This is a genomic window from Rhizobium sp. KNZ14-9A, from assembly GCF_056755015.1.
In genome coordinates, this window is the sequence record NZ_JBPGXB010000002.1 from 1,475,837 (window position 1) to 1,492,570 (window position 16,734).

Genomic DNA, 16,734 nt, shown 5'->3' on the forward strand with positions numbered 1-16,734 from the left:
CAGACGGCTTGCGCCTCGCAGGCGTGTTGCACAGGGCTGTTCTATGGCTGCGCGAGAGGGTCCGCCTTCGCCGCCCCACATTCCGGCAGTCGCACGGGTTTGGCGAGTTTCGCAAGCGCCTCGGGCTTAGCGCATGCCGGGAAGCCGGCTAACGGCATCGTCTCTATGAACCGACTGCGTTCTATTGAGCTTAGGCCGGGTTCATTGATCATTCCCTCCACAGTCAGGTCCGGGTGCTGCTTGAGGGCTTCTCTGGCCGAAGCATTCGCCTCGTCGGTTCGACCGAGTGCCGCAAGCGAGCTGCTGCGCACTACCCAGGTCCACTTTTGGTAGCTGTCAGGCGTCATGCGCTCGAGCATCTTCACGGCGTCCTCATATCGACCCGCCATGAAGTAGGCGGGTGAGAAGAAGTTGGACGTCCACATCGGATAGTTCGGGTCGAGCCGCTTTACCTGGTCGACCATTTGAGCGCCGCGCTCGGGTTCGCCGAAGCGTGCTGCATAGCCGGTATAGAAAGTCAGGATTTCGGACGAACCCGGCGCCAGGCGAAGGGCCGTGTCCAGCTCAGACTTGGCGCGGCCCATGTCGCCTTTGTTGGCAAGGCTCATGCCAAACACCGCATGTGCTTCGGCGTCGCTCGGATCAAGCCGCACCGCGCGTTCGGCCACATCGTCGGCCGCGTTGCGGTTGCTCTCGGGATCGACGCCAAACAAACTCAATATTTCATGCGCATGGTAAAGTTCTACCCAGGCCCGTGCCAGCCCTGGGTCCAGCTCGATGGCGCGGTTGAGAAACGTGATGGCCTCCTCCTCATCGGCTTTGGTGAGCTTTTCAATCTTCTCGGACCCGAGCAGATAATAATCATAGGCATTCAGGTTTTCGGGCCGTTTGCGTTTGGCCGCAGCCCGCCCGGCCTCTTGAATCAGTCCCACGCCGCCGCCGAGGCGGTTGGCGACCTGCTCTGCGATTTCGGTCTGAACGGCGAACACGTCCTCGGCGGGCCGGTCCCAATTCTCCGACCAAAGGTGGTGGCCGGTCTTTGCATCGATCAACTCTGCTGTGATCCGAACCCGGCCACTCTGCCGCTGGATCGAGCCTTCCAGCACAAAGCCGACATGGAGTGCAGTTGCTACCTGGCGGGCATCCACCGGCTTGCCTTTAAAAACGTCCGTCGAATTGCGCGCCACCACCTCGAATTCGGGAAACCGCGCGAGGTCGGTGATGATGTCCTCCGTCAGGCCATCAGCCAGACGCCCGCTCGCCTCGTCGCCGCCAAAATTGTCGAAGGGCAGCACCGCCACCGACGGCTTGCCGCTCGAAGGTTCGGGCTGCAGGAACCACCAGGCCCCGCCGCCGGCCAGAGCAAGCGCAACGATTGCCACCGCAGCCGTCCCGGCCCAGCGCGGTATCATTCCGAGAAGCGGGCGGCGCGCCCGTTTGCCGTCGAGCCTCAGCCGATACATCCGCACCGGGCGGCTGATGTTCTTGACCTGCTGCTCGCCGGCGAAATCGAGCGGCCAGTCGAGTTTGCCCTGGAGATGATCGTATGCCGTCCCCGACACCATCACGCCGCCCGGCTCGGCCAAATGCTCCAGCCGCGCGGCGACATTCACCCCATCCCCGTAGAGGTCGCCATCCACCAAGGCCACATCGCCCAGATTGATCCCGACGCGGAAGATGATGCGCTCTGGCTCCGGCAGGTCGGCGTTGCGCGCTGCCACGCTATTCTGGAACTCCGCGGCGCAGGCAACCGCATCGACCACGCTGTCGAAGGCGACAAGCGTGCCGTCGCCCATCAGCTTGATAACGGTGCCGTGGCGCTCAGATATGGCGGGATTGATCAGGTCGGTGCGGATGGCCTTCAGTCGCCTGATGGTGCCGGCCTCATCGGCCTCCATCGCCTTCGAGTAGCCTACCATATCCGCCGCCAGGATCGCGAGCAGCTTCCGGTCGAGTGCGGGGGTACTCATCATCGTTGCCCTGTATGAACATGCAACAGTGCCGGCAGTCTACACCCACGGAACCACCGCAACCAGCACACCGCCAAAACGGCATCTCTGATTGTCGCGCAAAGCGGCCACGAACTCGCTTCGGCCGGTGGCATCTGCTCGCGAATTCCGCGCTTTTGCTTGCATCGGAACACGGTTATATGCTTGCGCTGACGGGGCAGGCATCGGGCGCCAGGGAGTTCACTTGAGAATTTTGATCATCAGCCGCAAGGCGGAGGAGGTTCGGCGGAGCTTCCAGATCCGGCAGATGGCCGCACTCGGCCTGTCCTTCGAGTTTCTCGACGCATTCGAAGCTGGCGATCTCACGGCCGAGGAATGCCAGACGGCTGCCAGTAACTGGCCGAGCCCGACGCGGCGGCAGGACATCGGTTGCTTCCTGTCCCACCGCAAGGCCTGGCAGGCGGTGATCGCGCATGGCGCGAAGATGCTCATCCTCGAAGACGATGCGGTGCTGTCAGACGATATCACGGCCGTCCTCGCCAATATCGAAGCCCGCAACGATGCGTGGAACAGCGTCTACGATCTCGAATTCGCGCCGCGTCGCCATATCCTCAACCGCAAGCGCGCATGGCAGGACGAGGCCGGCCGTTTTGGAGCGACCCGCGTCTATCAGAACCGCGTGGGGCTGGCCGGTTATGTCATCGGCCCCGAGGCGGCAAAACGCATGCTTGCAGAGACCACCACCTATTCGCTGATCGATGCGCATTTCTGGCACCGCTCCTGGCTTGCCGCCTACCAGATCGAGCCGGCGCCCGTCATCCAGCAGCGGTTTCTGGAGGGTGAGGGCGAGAGCGCCGATTTCGTGCGCCCGGAAAAGGATCTGGTCTTCCTGCCGCTCAGCAAGGTGCGCAAGCAGTTGCGCCGGCTGGAGCTCGAAAGCATCAAGGCGAGAAACCTCGTTGCCGGCCTGTTGTGGGGGCAGAAGAGGGATGTTCTCGTCGATCGCTCCAGGTTCAATGCAGGTACTGTGAAATCCGGTTAGGTGGGGTTGTTGCCGGCGCTGGTGCAGGTGATCGGATAGGGGCTGCCTGGAATAGTGGCGCCGGTATGCGGTCACGATCGGGCGGATTGTCCGGCAAGGATAAGGCGGGAGATGTATGATATTTCGATCAGAGTCGCAGGCATCGCCGACGCTCAGTCGATTGCCGAGTTCCATGTGAAGGTCTGGCGGCATACTTACGCAACCCTTGCGCCGGCTGTGGCCCACGCGACGCTCGACGAAGCCTATCGCGGTCAGCGCTGGCGGGAGAAGCTCGCGTCTGCCGACGCCGACCAGATGGTGCTGATTGCCGAAGCGAACGGGCAGATCGTCGGAATCGGCGCCGCCGGCCGACCTTCGGAACCGATCTTCGGGGATCGCGGCGAAATCAAATTTCTCTATGTCGATCCGGACAGCCAGCGCCGCGGCATAGGCCGGGCGCTGCTTGCGCGGCTGGCGCAGCATCTCAAGGCGAGGGAGTTTCGGGGAGCTGCGCTCGGCGTCGTGAAGGGGAATGCGGCGGCGATTGCGTTTTATCGGGCGCTGGATGGCGATCTTGCCGGCGGATTCATCGATCCCGGCCCGGTCTGGCGATCGGAAAACCTCGTCTTCGTCTGGGATGATGTGACGCCGCTCATGGCCTGATACGGGCGGCGTTTCAGCTCTGGGTATCGAGCTAGTTGACAAGCTGCGGCAGCCGTATTCACCTGCGCTTGTCTGATGTTGACGAGGTGAGTGCTGGCGTGATGTCTGAAGTTGCCGTCAATATCGAACCTGCGCTGCAGCACGAAGTCTCGGCGCTTCTGTCGGAGTCGGATTCTGTCGCCGCGGCGCTCTATCCGGGTGAATACCGTCGGCCGATCACCGCGGGGTCGCTGGCAAAACCTGGCACGTATGTCCTCATCGCGCGTCTTGCTGACAGAGCGGTCGGACTTTGCGTGCTGTTTGAGCGAGGTGACGGCACCACGGAGCTGAAGCGCATGATCGTGGATGCCGGTGTGCGGGGTGCCGGTATTGGTATGGCACTGCTTCGGCGAGCGGAAGTTCAGGCGCTGACGCTCGGAGCGCAGGCCATGCTGCTCGAAGTTGGAACACGCAACATCGAAGCACAACAGCTATATCGCCGCGGCGGATACAAGCCATGTGAGCCTTTTGCACCCTATACGGCGACACCCATAAGCCTCTTCATGAGGCGGTCGCTGATAGAGGCCGTATCAGGACGATAGTGGGGTACCGCCGTCCGACATAGGAGAGGACGAAGCGGGTGGTGTGGCGGCACAGCCATCGTTGACACTCCTACACATATCCCGTATTTCCCAACGCACGCCAGTCCTCTGGCCGTAAGCGTTTGACGTCAAGCAACGCACTTATCGATCCTCGCCGGTCGGAGTGCGTTTTTTTGTGCCCGTCGGATGAGGGAATAGCCAGGAGGTTTTCATGGCTTTCCGTCTTACTGATGATCGCGAGCAGGTCCGGCTTTACCTGCTGACCGCGATCCTCTTCATCTCCTATCTCTGCGTTGCGATCGCCCTTCCGGTCGTGCCCGTATTCGTGACCGGCGCGCTTGGTCTCGGCAATGGCTGGGCCGGCCTTGGCGTCGGCATTGCCTTTCTCGCCACCATCCTCACCCGCGGCTATGCCGGCGGGCTTGCCGATGGCAGGGGCGCCAAGCTTGCCGTGCAGCGCGGCCTGCTTTTCTATGTGGCGGGTGCGCTGATTTCGCTCGCCGCGGGACTCTCGCTGCAGGCGCCGGTTGCGGCTTTCGCCATTCTCGTTGCCGGGCGGCTGTTGATCGGGCTTGGCGAAAGCCTCGTCGCCGTCGGCGTCATCGCCTGGGGTATCGGGCTTGTCGGGCCGCAGCGTTCCGGCCGGGTGCTGGCGCTCATCGGTGCGGCGATCTACGGCGCGCTCGGCCTCGGCGGGCCTGTTGGGCTGCTGCTGCTCGATCATCTCGGCTTTGCCGGCACGATGGCCGTCAGCGCCGTGCTGCCCTTGCTGGGGCTTGCCGCAATCCGCAGCGTGCCCGCCGTTGCCGCCCATCCGGGCAGGGAGCGCCCGCCGCTTGCCGCTGTCATCGGCCGCATCTGGGTGCATGGGCTGATCGTCTGCCTGCAGGGCATGGGCTTTGCCGCGATCGGCTCCTTCTTCACCCTCTATTTCCGCGATCTCGGCTGGGATCATGCAGGTCTCGGGCTTACCGCTTTCGGCTGCGGCTTCGTGCTGGTGCGCCTGCTCTTCGGCCACTTGCCGGATCGCTATGGCGGGCTCGCGGTCGCCGTCGTCTCGCTTGCGGTCGAGGCCATCGGCCAGTTGCTGATCTGGAGTGCCGGCGATCCCACCGTCGCCCTGATCGGCGCCTTCATGACCGGCCTCGGCTGCTCGATGATCTTTCCCGCCATGGGGCGTGAAGTCGTGCATCTCGTGGCACCGCATCTGCGCGGCACGGCGCTCGGCGGATTTTCGGCCTTTCAGGATCTGGCTTACGGGCTCACCGGACCGCTGGCGGGCCTGCTGGCGGATTGGGCGGGTTACGGGAGCGTGTTTCTCGTAGGTGGGGTGACGGCGGTTTGCGGGTTTGTGATCGCTGTCGTGTTGAGGCGAGGGAAGGTGGTTGCGGCGAGGTGAGGGTGCATGGATGAGTAGGGGGTGTGTCGGAAGCCCCCTCCGTTCGGCCAGGGTCGAGCCACGGGTCCCGACCCTGGCCGGTCCTCAATATGCCTGTGGTTAACCGAATGGGGAGCGGAGACGGCTCGTTCTGACGCGACCCTCTATCGCTCCTATCCCCACGGTTGTATAATTCCGCCGGCAAACGAGTATGGTGTATTCAGACCCCGTTACCCAAGGGAGGATGCCTTGTCCAGATCGTCGTTTTTTCTGTCACTCGTGCTGGCCGTCGGCCTGTCGGTCCCAACAATAACCGTGCCGACTGAAGCAAGCGCACAGGCCCAGATCTCCATTAGCGTTGGCACCAATCTCAACAGAGGCAGAGGGATTACCTGTAGTCAGGGCGAGAGGCTGCTCCGCAGCCGCGGTTTTCGCGACGTCAGGCGGATCGACTGCCGTGGTCGTTTCTTCGTTTATCATGCCCGCAGAGGCAACAGCCGGTTCGAAATTTCCATACGGCAGCGTGATGGCCGCGTTGTGGATATGCGCCGCATCGGTGGAAGGCGATAGCGCCGAAAAGGTGAGCCACGCGCTCGTCCGGTTCTGGCGCAAAGCTGGCCTGAACGACGCAACCAAGGTTAGTGGCATCCGCTGGCGAATTCGGCACCCGTCGACCTCCCTCCTTGTCGAGGGCGAAGGACGGGTCGAGGCCCTTGCCCTGTTCCCGTAACGACCCATCTCCCTGACGGTCACAACGGGAACATTACCCATGCCAACACAGATCCTCTTCATCCAGGGCGCCGGCGAAACAACCCACGATCAGTGGGACAACAAGCTCGTCGACAGCCTCGCACGCGAACTCGGCGAGGCCTATGCCATCCGCTATCCCCGCATGCCCGATGAAGCGGACCCGCATTATCAGGCCTGGAAAGCCGCAGTCGTCGCCGAGTTCCAGACCCTCGAAGACGGCGCCATCCTGATCGGCCATTCCTTCGGCGGCACGGTGCTTCTCCACGCACTTGCCGAAGAGTGGCCGGCATTCGAGCCCGGTGCCGTCATCCTGATCGCGCCGCCCTTCATGGGTGCCGGCGGATGGGAGAGCGATGAGATCGCAGGGAGCGACGACTTTTCCGAAAGCCTGCCGGAGGGGCTGCCCGTGCTCATCTATCACGGCAGCGAGGATGACACCGTGCCCTTTGCCCATATCGAGGCCTACGCCAGGGCGATCCCGGATGCCGTCCTCTGCTCGCTGCCGGGGCGCGATCACCAGCTCGACAATGATCTCGCCGACGTGGCCAAGGATATACGCTCGCTGGCCGCATAGGCCCGCCGACCCCGTTCCATCACTCAACCATTGGCATCGCATCCTCCCGCATCGCCGAAATCAAAGCCGATGCAGGAGCTGCCGCATGATATCTGACTATTTTGAAGCAAGGGGCGAGGCGCCTTTCCGCGCGCCTGCGCTGACGCCGGGCGTCCGCCGCCTCGACACCATCGGCAGGCTCCAGCCGCTTGCCGGCTTGCTCCTTGCCGCCGGCTTCGTGATCTCGCTCGCCGGCCGCTATGAGGCCCAGCTCATCCGTGCGGAGCGCCTCCAGCAGGAGGTCATCGGCCGATGAACGCCTTCAGCCTGCGGTTCGATTTCGACGAACTCGTCATCCCCATCCTCGGCCGGAACGATAACGGCCTGCTGCTATATGGATCGGCAGAGCTCTCGGGAGATCATGAGGGCTTCGGCGTCGAGATGATCCATCTTGCCGAGGGCACGGTACTGCGCCCGGCCGGCAATGCCGAATCCGGCAGGCCCGCGCCCTTTGCCGACGAGCTCTTCCGGCGCATCGCCGCCGTCATCGGGAACGACAAGACGGTGCTCGGCCGCCACGCGGCAATGGAATGGGCCGAGCTCGTGGAACGCCACAGCGAGGCGGCCTGAGCGCCGCCTGCCGGTGCGGAACATAAACCTATCTTTGTTTGCTTTCGCGCGTTCTGGGTCCCCCGAAAAGTCTCGTCTGATATGGATCGTGATCGAATATAGGAATAATTTCCTTGATTGTTGCCGGCATTGGCGGGTACAACCCTATGACGGCAGCGATATCCAACAGGAGAGTTTTGCATGCATGCCTGCCCGCTCGAAAGGAGCGACATCACCATCATCAAGGCATTCGGGCACGGTGCGCCATCACGGCGGATCGCAGCATTGTCGGCGGTGTCTGACGGCGTCTCTCACCGATCGGTGACATGCTTCCAGCCGGCAGAAACGCCAGCCATTCTTGCGCCCAACGGGTGGTCTTCTTGAAGGATATTCCCGAAGACCTGATGGTGCTGGTTCGGGCCGCGCAGCTTTCGGGCGGCTTCTGCCAGGAAAGGGCAATTGCTTCGGCGATCGGCCGGGAACGTGCGCGGTGTAGGCAGGCGGTCGAGGCATGGCGGACGAGACTGATGGCTGGTTACGATCTCGGGCGCAGTATCGAACTGTTGCTTGCGCGGATCGAGGCGGGTGGCGGCCTGATGGAGCAGGCGCCGGCCGACGATGACGATGCGGTGCTTACTGTGCTCAGGCGCAAGCTGCATGAGGCCGCAAGGGTGGCGGAGCGGCAACTGCTGGCGATATCTGATTGCGCTGATATCGCGCAGGAGGCAGCCGCCATCGAGGCGATCCTGCAGCCGGGGGAGGTGATTGCCGACTGCATGCTGTGTCTTAGCCCGGTGACATCCGGGGGTGCCGAGGCCCGGCTGCGCGCCGAGCTCTGGAAGCGGGGGGAGTATATCGGGACCTATCTGGGTGGGGAATGAATGCGAGGGTGGTCAATCTACAAATGACGCCTTCCGGCTGAAGAACTCAGGACATTCGTCGAGGTCGCCGATGCCGGGGGTGTTTCGCCCGCTGCGCGACGGCTGGGCGTCACCAAGTCGATCGTCAGCCGGCGGCTCGCCCGGCTCGAAGCGGACCTCGGCGTCCAGCTTCTGGCACGTACGACCCGCGGCGCTGCCCTGACTGAGGCTGGGATAACGGTTTCGGGATCATGCGGCGAGGGTCTGTGCCGAGATCGACATCGCCAGGGAAACGATCCTGCCCACCGGCGATCTTCGTGGCCGCCTGAGAGTGGCCGTTCCGCTGTCCTTCGGCCCGACCCACTTCGCGCCCGTGCTCGCGGACATGGCGCAGCGCCACCCGCAGCTCCAACTCCAAACCGTCTATAGCGATCGTTTCGTCGACCTCATCGCCGAGGGCTTCGATTGCGCGATCCGCGTCGGCTATCTGCAGGATTCCAACATGATTGCGAGGCGCGTCGGGCCGATCTACGGGAAGCTGGTCGCAAGCCCCGATTATATCAGGACGCATGGGTCTCCCGAAAAGCCGGAGGATCTCTCCACCCACGAGGCCCTCATGCAGGGAACGGAAGCCTGGCAATTCATGGATGGCGAGGAGATTGTCACGGTTTACCCGCGGGGGCGCTTCAAGGCCGACAACGCCTTGGCTCTCCTTGCGGCGGCCTTGAAAGGGCTAGGCATCGCCTGGATTCCCGATGGCGTCATCGATGATCATGTCGCCTCCGGCGCGCTGGTTCCGGTCATGACACGCCATCCGCCCCCTCCGGCAGGCGTTTATGTCATTCGCCCGCCGGGTCAGTATCCCGCGCGGAAGGTGCGTGTGCTGACCGACATGCTGATCGACCGTTTCCAGCAGGCGCATGAGCCTGCGGACGAAGGTCGCTGAGGCCCGGGTGGCGGGAAGCCCCGACCGATCTCGCTCGATGTCAGGGCGCCGGGGTGACCGCTTTTGGCGACCCTAAGCGGACATCTCTTGAAGATCAGGGGTGTCGAGTTTCTTTGCATCGAAAATCAGGATTCATACGACGACTTGTGGATGAGAAGGTGCTTAACAGGTTCGCGCTGCACAAACTCGGCGTCCACATGCTTCAAAACATGGCGCTGGCCCGCAAACGGCACCATGTTCAGTGCCGTCGCTAATGAAGTCCAGCAGAACTCGCTGTGTTCTTCGTTGAGGATGACTTGCGCCTCCGCATCTACGAAGCCAACGAAAACTGGAACCATGGTAATAGCATCGCGGTCAGCCTCATAGAACTGCTCGCATATATCTGCTGAATATAGGCGAACACACGTCAATCCCGTTTCTTCCTTCACCTCACGCAGCGCTGTCTCCCACGCCTTTTCGTCGTCCTCAATGCCACCGGCGATTTGGCACCATTCGCCAACAAGAGTGTGATTCCGGCGCAGCAACAAGACTTCGGTTTCAGTTTCGGCGTTGCGAAGAAGAACAACGGACACGCCAAAGCTACGGATTGGGATTTCAGCCATGAAAGTCGATCCAGCTTATGAAAACAACGGTTAGTCGCAGAATTCCCGATTAAATCGATACTCGTTCTTCTGATTTTTACGACGTAGCAGAGTAGGGAGTCTTGTGACAACCGCAATGGTCGCTTATGGCGGGCGCGAAGCGGCCACCAACTTCCTTCGGCTGGCGGCACTGCTACCGAATTCCGGTCTTCTGCCGCACCTACGCTAAATCGCCGGCAGCATCCCGCCATCGACCCTGAGATTCACGCCCGTGATATAACCGGCCCGTGGGCTGACGAGGAGGGAGACGGCGTCGGCGATTTCGTCCAGCGTTCCCACCCGGCCAAGCGGCACCTCGGCGAAGAGCGGCAGCACCGCCTGTTCGATCGTCTCCCACGCGGCATCCGCAGCCACGCCGCGCTCACCCGCCACCTCGCGGAAGCGGGCGTCCAGGCGGGCGCTGCGGATCGTGCCCGGCGAGATCGTATTGACGGTCACGCCCTCGGCCGCCACCGCCTTGGCCATGGAAGAGGTCATGGCGTTCATGGCGGCCTTGCAGGCGGAGTAATCAGGCCTGCCGGCAGGCGGCATCAGGCCGGCGAGGCTGGAAATATTGATGACGCGGCCGAAGCCTGCCTTGCGCATGTCAGGCAGCAGCCTTGTGGTTACCCGGACTGCGGCCAGGACATTGCGGTCGTAGGCTGCGGCCCAGGAGGCGGGGCGGCTGGTTGCCCAGTCCTCCGGCTCGCCCGAGCCGCCGGCATTGTTGACGAGGATGTCGATCCCGCCGGCAAGCGCCTGCGCTTCGTCGATCAGGCGCTCCACCTCGTCATCGATGGTGAGGTCGCCGGTCACCGCATGGGCGCGGCCGCCTTCGGCAATGATCTCATGGGCAACGCGCTCCGTTTCGACCCTGTTGCGGCCGTGGACGATGACCGTGGCCTTCTCGCGGGCGAGCCCTCTGGCGATCGCTTCGCCTATGCCCTTGCTGCTGCCGGTGACGAGCGCCGTCTTGCCGTCGAGTTTCAAATCCATCGCGGTGTTCCTATCTTGGAGTGGAGGAAAGCACAGAAGAACAGGACGATGCTCGACACAATTACGCACTTAAAAGTGCCTGTAGGACAGGAAGAACGCTCCGTCTGCCTCGGGCCTGACGGCTCCGTCGCGCATGTGACGCGAGTGCTCAAAATGATCAGCGGGCGCTGGAAGCTGCCGATCCTGTTCCGGCTCTTTGCCGAGCCCTCGATGCGCACTCTGCAATTGAAACGGGACATGCCGGGCATTTCGCAGAAGATGCTGACCCAGCATCTGCGGGAACTGGAACAGGACGGGCTTGTCGAACGGCGGGATTTCGGCGAGCAGCCGCCGCGTGTGGAATATCAGTTGACGGAGGCGGGCAGGGCGCTGATGCCGGTGCTGATGGCGGCGCGGGAATTTTCGCGGGGGCATGGGGTCGCAGCTTCAAAGGCTGGCTGAATGCCGCTAGCCCCCAACAAACAAAAACGGCGCCCCTTACGGAGCGCCGTCGCCTACTTGACGCAGAAAGACCTGAATCAGATCAGAAGGCCTGGATGTTGACAGCCTTCGGGCCCTTGCCCATGCGATCCGGCTCGGTGTCGAAAGAAACCTGCTGACCTTCGCGGAGCGACTGGATGCCAGAAGCCTGGAGAGCGGAGATGTGGACGAAAACGTCCTTCGCGCCGCCTTCCGGCGTGATGAAACCAAAACCCTTGTCCTGGTTGAAGAATTTTACGGTGCCCTTGGTGGCCATGGGGGATAGTCCTTTTCCCATTGGTAGTTAGTTTATCCGCACCCCCGGCGGTGGGGAGGCGGACGGCTTTAGCTTTCGCGTTTCGGCCCTGGAGCCCGGCGCGAAGGGTCAGTCGAGACGTCACGTACGGGGAAAGAACATCTACGCGCATGGGTGTCACCCATACCGCCCTACCGGAGTTGGCGCTCCGAAAGGGCATTACCACTTCAGTCCAGTCACCGGCATGCGAAATGCCCGAGTGTTGCAGTTCGTGCCAGCATTTCGGGCAAAAAGCAAGCGGCAATATTGTGGCATGCCTTTCGCGGTTGCGAGAATGGGTGATGATTCAAATGGTTGGCGAAAGATTAGCAGAGCCTTGCAAGGTTGTGTCATTACGGGACGAGGCGAGATTTGCAACCTGAAGGCGGCGGCCTGCATCTTCCGGCTGACGGACTCCCGGTTCCCTTGGAATCCCTTTTATCAGCCGGCGGAGAGAAGGGTGGAGAAAGGCGGTATGATGTGGCAAATGCCGGACGCCGCTTCACAGCGGTTCCAGCGGTCATTTTGCGCGCAAAACGGCCATGACGTGGCGGCTCCCGACCATCGGAGTGTGGCGACGAGAGTCTTCAATCTGGTGGTGAAGGCAAAGATGTGCGATTATCCGCCAAGGCGGCGGCTGACACCTAGGCAGACGCCAGGGCAAGCAGTTCATTACTGGCCATCGACGCTTCGATAGCGGGTACGCCTGTCGCCACTCTATGGCGAATGATCAGTGCGGCATTCATCTGGCCAACTACCCGACTTCCCACAACATCATGCCGCGAACTGTCACGACATCAGATCGTCTTCGGCCGAGAGGATGGCATCCTTTTACTCTGAGAGGCCGCGCCAATGGGGCCGAGCAACGAGCAAACTCAACGGAGGATATGCCATGAGTGCCATGAGAAACCTTTGCTTTGGTCTGCTGGCTTCCGCATGCGCGACCGCGCTCGGCGCACCGGCAGTCGCACAGCAGCAGTCGAAACCCAACATCCTCGTCATCATGGGCGACGATGTTGGCTGGTTCAACATCGGTGCCTATCACCGGGGCATCATGTCCGGGAAGACGCCGAACCTCGACAAGCTGGCGTCTGAGGGCATGATGTTCACCGACTATTATGCCGAGGCGAGCTGCACGGCTGGCCGGGCGAGTTTCATTACCGGCGAAATCCCGTTGCGCACCGGCCTGACGACTGTGGGTCAGGCGGGTGCAGATGTTGGTATGCCGGACAAGGCCGCAACCATCGCCGCCGTCCTCAAAACCGAGGGCTACGCCACGGGTCAGTTTGGCAAGAACCACCTCGGCGATTTGAACAAGTTTCTGCCAACTCTGCATGGCTTTGATGAGTTCTTCGGGTACTTGTACCACCTCGATGCGATGTCGGACCCCTACTGGTATTCGTTCCCGGATGACCAGTCGTACCGTGACAAGGTCGGGCCGCGCAATCTGGTGCACAGCTTTGCCACTGATACTGATGACGCGACCCAGCAGCCGCGCTGGGGCAAGATCGGCAAGCAGCGGATCATCGACGAAGGCCCGCTGGCGCCATACCCTGATATGTCCAACGTGCCGAACATGCATGACATAACGCCCAAGGCCAAGTACGACATGGGAACGTTCGACGAAGTGCTGGTCAAGGCTTCCTGCGACTTCATGGACAAGGCCAAGACCGAGGGCAAGCCGTTCTTCGTCTGGCACAACACGACGCGCATGCACGTCTGGACGTTCCTGTCTCCCAAGTACCAGGCTTTGATGAACAGCCAGACCAATTATGGTCTCGAAGAAGCCGGCATCGCGCAGCTGGACGATAGCGTCGGTGCCATCCTGAAATGCGTGGAGGACGCCGACGAGACCGACAACACCATCGTCGTCTTCACGACCGACAATGGCGCAGAAGTATTTACCTGGCCCGACGGCGGCATGACCCCGTTCAAGGGCACCAAGGGCACTGTGATGGAGGGCGGATTCCGCGCACCCGCAATCATCCGCTGGCCGGGCAAGGTCAAGGCGGGCACCGTCGAGAATGGTATTTTCTCCGCCCTGGATTGGTTCCCGACGCTGGTGGCTGCGGCTGGTAACCCCAACATCACCGACCAGTTGCTCAAGGGCGTGAAACTGGGTGACGTGACCTACAAGAACCACCTGGATGGCTACAATCAGCTGGACCTGCTGGAGGGCAATTCGCCGTCCGCACGTCATGAGTTCTTCTACTTCGGTGGCCCGGCTCTGGGTGCTGTACGCCTCGACAATTTCAAGTTTCAGTTCTTTCAACAGCCGCAGGGTTGGCCCGGTGCGAAGGTAACGACGGATATGCCCACCATGGTCAATATCCGCCAGGATCCCTTCGAGCGAACTCCGTCGATCGGCCAGCAAAGCCTCAATGACCAGGGTGGAGGCTACATGAATGACTTCTTTGCTCGCGAGTTCTGGCGCTTCGTGAGTGTTCAGCAGGAGGTCGCCAAACTCGCTCTTACGGCGGTTGACTATCCGCCAATGCAGGATCCGGCCTCCTTCAACCTGGATGCTGTGAAGAGGCAAATAGACGCGGCGATCAAGAACAAGCCAGGCAACTGATCGATAACGGGTCAAGACGACGGGTGGCCGGAAGGGCTGCCCGTTTGCTCTTTTGCCTGGCTTTAGCCAACCAGCGCAGCAGAAATCGCGCCCCGTTAACCCCTTGCCTGTGGGAAAATCCGCCCCGTTCCACAATTTCGTCCCGAGCGGCCGCAATTATGGCAGGGTGTTTCGGGGCTTGATGCGGCGCGAGCCAGCCGGTAGGTCTCGGAGGGACGAAGCAGTGAATGAAGGAAGTGCCGGCGTGATCGATCCCTATGCCATGCTTGGACTGGAGCGTGACGCCAATGGCGAGGCGATCAGGCTTGCCTGGCGCAAGGCCGCCAAGGGCGCACATCCGGATGCCGGCGGCGACACCGATCATTTCAACAGGCTGCAGATCGCCTACGAACTCCTGCAGGATCCCGTGCGCCGGCGCGTCTATGATGATACCGGCTACGATCCGCAACTGGCCGACCCCAAGGATCTCGAAGGCGTGTTGATGCTGGAATCGCTCGTCAACGAGGTGATCCTCGACGAGCGCGAACCCGGCAGCTTCGACCCGGTCGCCGCCATGCGCCGCAAACTGTCGGACGATATCGTCAAGAGCCAATTCCACATCCTGGAGCTCGAACGCCACCGCGCCCGCGTGCGCAAACACATAGACCGCCTCGGCCGGCGCCCGGAAACCGACGTGCTCGGCTCCATGCTGCGCGCCCGCAGCGAGGCCATCGCCGACGCCATCCGCAAGACGGAAAAGCAGATCCAGACGATCGAGCATACCTATACGATGCTCGAGGGCTATTCGTATGAGGTGGAGGTTCTGGCGCCGCTGGAAGAGGTGGATGCGGTGGAGCCGCAGCGCGGAGAGGCTGCGGAATAGGGGAACCATCGCCGCAGGAGATCATCCGGCCTTGCTCGCGCGCATGATTCCGATTTTCGGGCCGATGTTGCAGCCACTCGGATGGCAGAGGCGTGAGCCCAAAGGATTTCCGTACAGCATGTCCGGCATGTGGTATGATTATCGATGACCTATTCTCTGAAGGATCTGGACGTTGCGCGCCGGCAAGTTGTTGCCGACCGGCAGATGATTTCGGCGCAGGAGATCCTGATCGACGGGATGCTTACGCGGGGAGAGCCGGCGGGGCTGGCGCGGGAAAGGCTGCTCACGATGACCGAGGACCTGCGCAACCATCAATTCCATCAGGATCTGATCCAGGCGGCGATCCGGCTGCAGCGCTGAGCCTGCCGTTCATACCGCGGGCTTCCATCGGGCGCGGATTATGCGCGCCCCGGTTTTTCCTTTGGATTTATGGTTTTTCGCATCAGCTGCGCGGGCTTTCTTGTAGGCTTCGCGTGCTCTCCCGTCGGCTTCCCTCTCGGTGGCGATCTTCTTTTTGTGGTCGTCGCGCGCTTCCTCGAGTTCTTCAATCGTCGGAAGATCATCGCCGGCTGGAGCCTTGTCTTGCGGTCCGGGCTGGTGGCCGTTCAGGATGGCACGGGCAGCGGTGGCCTGGGCGATCAGCTCCACGGCCGAGGGGCTCCTTGCCGGGCGCTTCGCATTGGCGTTGTGGTGCCTTCCATCCCTATGAGAGGCGGGTTTGTCGGGAGTGTTTCCAGGCATGTTGCATGCCTCCTGTTCGTGTCTTGAAGCCGCCACCCTTCCTCGGTCCTGCGCCGGCGCTGCATGGAGTGCCGTATCGCTATCGAAGGCGGGTATCGTATCCCCATGGTTTCAGCGGTCTGCCGCTGCCGGACGGAGATTGACGGTCATGGCGCCTGGTCGCAGCCGGAGATCGTCGCGCTCGTGGCGCCGGCGAATTTCTGTCTGTGCATGATCATCCTGCGGGAAGGATTGGCGAGCGGTTGGCTTGGGTGAGCGGTCGGTGGGGCAAGCGGCCGGGGATTTCTCGCCGGCCTCGTTTTTGCGGGGGCGAAACGCTCAGCTCGGCTTTCCAAGAGCGATCTGGCAGGCCTGCGCAAGGTCCGCGTTCGGTTCGGTGGTGCCGAGCGGCGTAGCCCAGCCGGCCTTCTTGATGATGTCACTGCGTCCATAGGTGCCGGCCGCGTTCAGCTCGGCCATGATCTGCGCCGAGGCCGGATCGCTCTTGGCGCGGTCGAGACAGTAGGGCGTCAGCGCGGCGGCGATCGCCGAGGTGCGCTCGATGCCGGCGGCTTTCTGGGCGCTGCCGCTGGTCACCCAGCCTCCCCAGCTGAAGCCCACGATCGCCAATGCGGCCGCGCCGCACACGGCGCCCCACAGGCCGGGGCGAAGCCATGTTATATTTTGCATCACGAATTCCAATCTTTAAAAAAGCACGCGATTTCGCGTACTTAAATAATAACACAATAAAAACTCTTCGCTTTGTTTATTATTTTGTTCGATATTTCTGTTGTAATCGTTCAATTATATTAAAAAAATTCTTGTGATGTGAATATGAAAACCCAATAAAACTATTGTTTTATCTTTTCGTCCTAATCGCGACTCAATTGGAGCGCA

The 16,734-nt window shown here is 61.7% G+C and carries 19 protein-coding genes and 1 pseudogene; 14 read left to right on the forward strand and 6 right to left on the reverse strand.

Annotated elements, in window-relative coordinates; all coding sequences use genetic code 11:
• Positions 1–41 precede the first annotated feature (41 nt).
• Positions 42–1,970 (reverse strand): adenylate/guanylate cyclase domain-containing protein, encoded by a 1,929-nt coding sequence (locus ACR9ZQ_RS13685; RefSeq protein ID WP_481428064.1) that lies wholly within the window; start codon positions 1,968–1,970, stop codon positions 42–44.
• Positions 1,971–2,193: 223 nt separating this feature from the next.
• Here ACR9ZQ_RS13685 and ACR9ZQ_RS13690 point away from each other — a divergent pair, with 223 nt between their 5' ends.
• The 10 genes and pseudogenes from ACR9ZQ_RS13690 to ACR9ZQ_RS13735 form a co-directional block, all read left to right on the forward strand.
• A complete protein-coding gene (locus ACR9ZQ_RS13690; protein ID WP_310388363.1) occupies positions 2,194–2,991 on the forward strand; it encodes a glycosyltransferase family 25 protein in 798 nt (265 codons plus the stop codon).
• A gap of 111 nt (positions 2,992–3,102) precedes the next feature.
• A complete protein-coding gene (locus ACR9ZQ_RS13695; RefSeq protein ID WP_310388361.1) occupies positions 3,103–3,633 on the forward strand; it encodes a GNAT family N-acetyltransferase in 531 nt (176 codons plus the stop codon).
• A 101-nt stretch (positions 3,634–3,734) separates the two neighbouring features.
• Complete coding sequence (locus ACR9ZQ_RS13700) at positions 3,735–4,214, forward strand: GNAT family N-acetyltransferase (protein ID WP_481428065.1); 480 nt, start codon at positions 3,735–3,737, stop codon at positions 4,212–4,214.
• 211 nt (positions 4,215–4,425) lie between these two features.
• Positions 4,426–5,613: an arabinose transporter gene (locus tag ACR9ZQ_RS13705; RefSeq protein ID WP_481428066.1), complete on the forward strand. Its 1,188-nt coding sequence runs from the start codon at positions 4,426–4,428 to the stop codon at positions 5,611–5,613.
• A 436-nt stretch (positions 5,614–6,049) separates the two neighbouring features.
• Positions 6,050–6,322: a hypothetical protein gene (locus ACR9ZQ_RS13710; RefSeq protein WP_481428067.1), complete on the forward strand. Its 273-nt coding sequence runs from the start codon at positions 6,050–6,052 to the stop codon at positions 6,320–6,322.
• Between the two features lie 39 nt (positions 6,323–6,361).
• Positions 6,362–6,916, forward strand: coding sequence for an alpha/beta hydrolase (locus ACR9ZQ_RS13715; protein ID WP_310388352.1), 555 nt, complete (start codon positions 6,362–6,364; stop codon positions 6,914–6,916).
• An 85-nt stretch (positions 6,917–7,001) separates the two neighbouring features.
• Positions 7,002–7,211 (forward strand): hypothetical protein, encoded by a 210-nt coding sequence (locus ACR9ZQ_RS13720; protein WP_481428068.1) that lies wholly within the window; start codon positions 7,002–7,004, stop codon positions 7,209–7,211.
• Positions 7,208–7,525 carry a hypothetical protein gene (locus ACR9ZQ_RS13725; protein ID WP_113324534.1) on the forward strand — a complete coding sequence of 106 codons (318 nt, stop codon included), beginning with the start codon at positions 7,208–7,210 and terminating at the stop codon, positions 7,523–7,525. The genes ACR9ZQ_RS13720 and ACR9ZQ_RS13725 overlap by 4 nt, the downstream gene beginning before the upstream one ends.
• A 359-nt stretch (positions 7,526–7,884) precedes the next feature.
• A complete protein-coding gene (locus tag ACR9ZQ_RS13730) occupies positions 7,885–8,385 on the forward strand; it encodes a hypothetical protein (RefSeq protein WP_481428069.1) in 501 nt (166 codons plus the stop codon).
• A gap of 39 nt (positions 8,386–8,424) precedes the next feature.
• A pseudogene (locus ACR9ZQ_RS13735) lies at positions 8,425–9,310 on the forward strand (LysR family transcriptional regulator); the annotation flags it as partial.
• Between the two features lie 125 nt (positions 9,311–9,435).
• On the opposite strand, the gene ACR9ZQ_RS13740 reads toward ACR9ZQ_RS13735, so the two are convergent.
• Positions 9,436–9,912: an NUDIX hydrolase gene (locus tag ACR9ZQ_RS13740; protein WP_481428070.1), complete on the reverse strand. Its 477-nt coding sequence runs from the start codon at positions 9,910–9,912 to the stop codon at positions 9,436–9,438.
• A gap of 204 nt (positions 9,913–10,116) precedes the next feature.
• On the reverse strand, positions 10,117–10,926 hold the full coding sequence (locus tag ACR9ZQ_RS13745) for an SDR family NAD(P)-dependent oxidoreductase (protein WP_481428071.1): 810 nt from the start codon (positions 10,924–10,926) through the stop codon (positions 10,117–10,119).
• Between the two features lie 48 nt (positions 10,927–10,974).
• On the opposite strand from ACR9ZQ_RS13745, the gene ACR9ZQ_RS13750 reads away from it, so the two are divergent.
• Positions 10,975–11,367, forward strand: a complete 393-nt coding sequence (locus ACR9ZQ_RS13750) for a winged helix-turn-helix transcriptional regulator (protein WP_310388340.1) — start codon at positions 10,975–10,977, stop codon at positions 11,365–11,367.
• Between the two features lie 82 nt (positions 11,368–11,449).
• Here the strand turns inward: ACR9ZQ_RS13750 and ACR9ZQ_RS13755 are convergent, their stop codons facing one another.
• Positions 11,450–11,662 (reverse strand): cold-shock protein, encoded by a 213-nt coding sequence (locus ACR9ZQ_RS13755; protein WP_007818490.1) that lies wholly within the window; start codon positions 11,660–11,662, stop codon positions 11,450–11,452.
• Between the two features lie 910 nt (positions 11,663–12,572).
• On the opposite strand from ACR9ZQ_RS13755, the gene ACR9ZQ_RS13760 reads away from it, so the two are divergent.
• From ACR9ZQ_RS13760 to ACR9ZQ_RS13770, 3 genes are all read left to right on the forward strand, one after another.
• The gene (locus ACR9ZQ_RS13760) at positions 12,573–14,255 is read left to right on the forward strand and encodes an arylsulfatase (RefSeq protein ID WP_481428072.1); all 1,683 of its coding nucleotides are present in this window, start codon (positions 12,573–12,575) and stop codon (positions 14,253–14,255) included.
• 262 nt (positions 14,256–14,517) lie between these two features.
• Positions 14,518–15,117, forward strand: a complete 600-nt coding sequence (locus ACR9ZQ_RS13765; protein WP_481429316.1) for a J domain-containing protein — start codon at positions 14,518–14,520, stop codon at positions 15,115–15,117.
• Between the two features lie 144 nt (positions 15,118–15,261).
• A complete protein-coding gene (locus ACR9ZQ_RS13770) occupies positions 15,262–15,477 on the forward strand; it encodes a hypothetical protein (protein WP_481428073.1) in 216 nt (71 codons plus the stop codon).
• Between the two features lie 9 nt (positions 15,478–15,486).
• Here ACR9ZQ_RS13770 and ACR9ZQ_RS13775 read toward each other — a convergent pair whose 3' ends face one another.
• On the reverse strand, positions 15,487–15,765 hold the full coding sequence (locus tag ACR9ZQ_RS13775) for a hypothetical protein (RefSeq protein ID WP_310388333.1): 279 nt from the start codon (positions 15,763–15,765) through the stop codon (positions 15,487–15,489).
• Positions 15,766–16,176: 411 nt separating this feature from the next.
• Positions 16,177–16,527, reverse strand: coding sequence for a hypothetical protein (locus tag ACR9ZQ_RS13780; protein ID WP_007818485.1), 351 nt, complete (start codon positions 16,525–16,527; stop codon positions 16,177–16,179).
• Positions 16,528–16,734: the final 207 nt, after the last annotated feature.

Excerpts from the sequence above, each read along its gene's own strand:
- ACR9ZQ_RS13685 (WP_481428064.1), bottom strand. The coding sequence starts at position 1,970 with ATGAGTACCCCCGCACTCGACCGGAAGCTGCTCGCGATCCTGGCGGCG.
- ACR9ZQ_RS13695 (WP_310388361.1), top strand. The coding sequence starts at position 3,103 with ATGTATGATATTTCGATCAGAGTCGCAGGCATCGCCGACGCTCAGTCG.
- ACR9ZQ_RS13700 (WP_481428065.1), top strand. The coding sequence starts at position 3,735 with ATGTCTGAAGTTGCCGTCAATATCGAACCTGCGCTGCAGCACGAAGTC.
- ACR9ZQ_RS13705 (WP_481428066.1), top strand. The coding sequence starts at position 4,426 with ATGGCTTTCCGTCTTACTGATGATCGCGAGCAGGTCCGGCTTTACCTG.
- ACR9ZQ_RS13715 (WP_310388352.1), top strand. The coding sequence starts at position 6,362 with ATGCCAACACAGATCCTCTTCATCCAGGGCGCCGGCGAAACAACCCAC.
- ACR9ZQ_RS13720 (WP_481428068.1), top strand. The coding sequence starts at position 7,002 with ATGATATCTGACTATTTTGAAGCAAGGGGCGAGGCGCCTTTCCGCGCG.
- ACR9ZQ_RS13725 (WP_113324534.1), top strand. The coding sequence starts at position 7,208 with ATGAACGCCTTCAGCCTGCGGTTCGATTTCGACGAACTCGTCATCCCC.
- ACR9ZQ_RS13740 (WP_481428070.1), bottom strand. The coding sequence starts at position 9,912 with ATGGCTGAAATCCCAATCCGTAGCTTTGGCGTGTCCGTTGTTCTTCTT.
- ACR9ZQ_RS13745 (WP_481428071.1), bottom strand. The coding sequence starts at position 10,926 with ATGGATTTGAAACTCGACGGCAAGACGGCGCTCGTCACCGGCAGCAGC.
- ACR9ZQ_RS13750 (WP_310388340.1), top strand. The coding sequence starts at position 10,975 with ATGCTCGACACAATTACGCACTTAAAAGTGCCTGTAGGACAGGAAGAA.
- ACR9ZQ_RS13755 (WP_007818490.1), bottom strand. The coding sequence starts at position 11,662 with ATGGCCACCAAGGGCACCGTAAAATTCTTCAACCAGGACAAGGGTTTT.
- ACR9ZQ_RS13760 (WP_481428072.1), top strand. The coding sequence starts at position 12,573 with ATGAGTGCCATGAGAAACCTTTGCTTTGGTCTGCTGGCTTCCGCATGC.
- ACR9ZQ_RS13765 (WP_481429316.1), top strand. The coding sequence starts at position 14,518 with ATGCTTGGACTGGAGCGTGACGCCAATGGCGAGGCGATCAGGCTTGCC.
- ACR9ZQ_RS13770 (WP_481428073.1), top strand. The coding sequence starts at position 15,262 with ATGACCTATTCTCTGAAGGATCTGGACGTTGCGCGCCGGCAAGTTGTT.
- ACR9ZQ_RS13780 (WP_007818485.1), bottom strand. The coding sequence starts at position 16,527 with ATGCAAAATATAACATGGCTTCGCCCCGGCCTGTGGGGCGCCGTGTGC.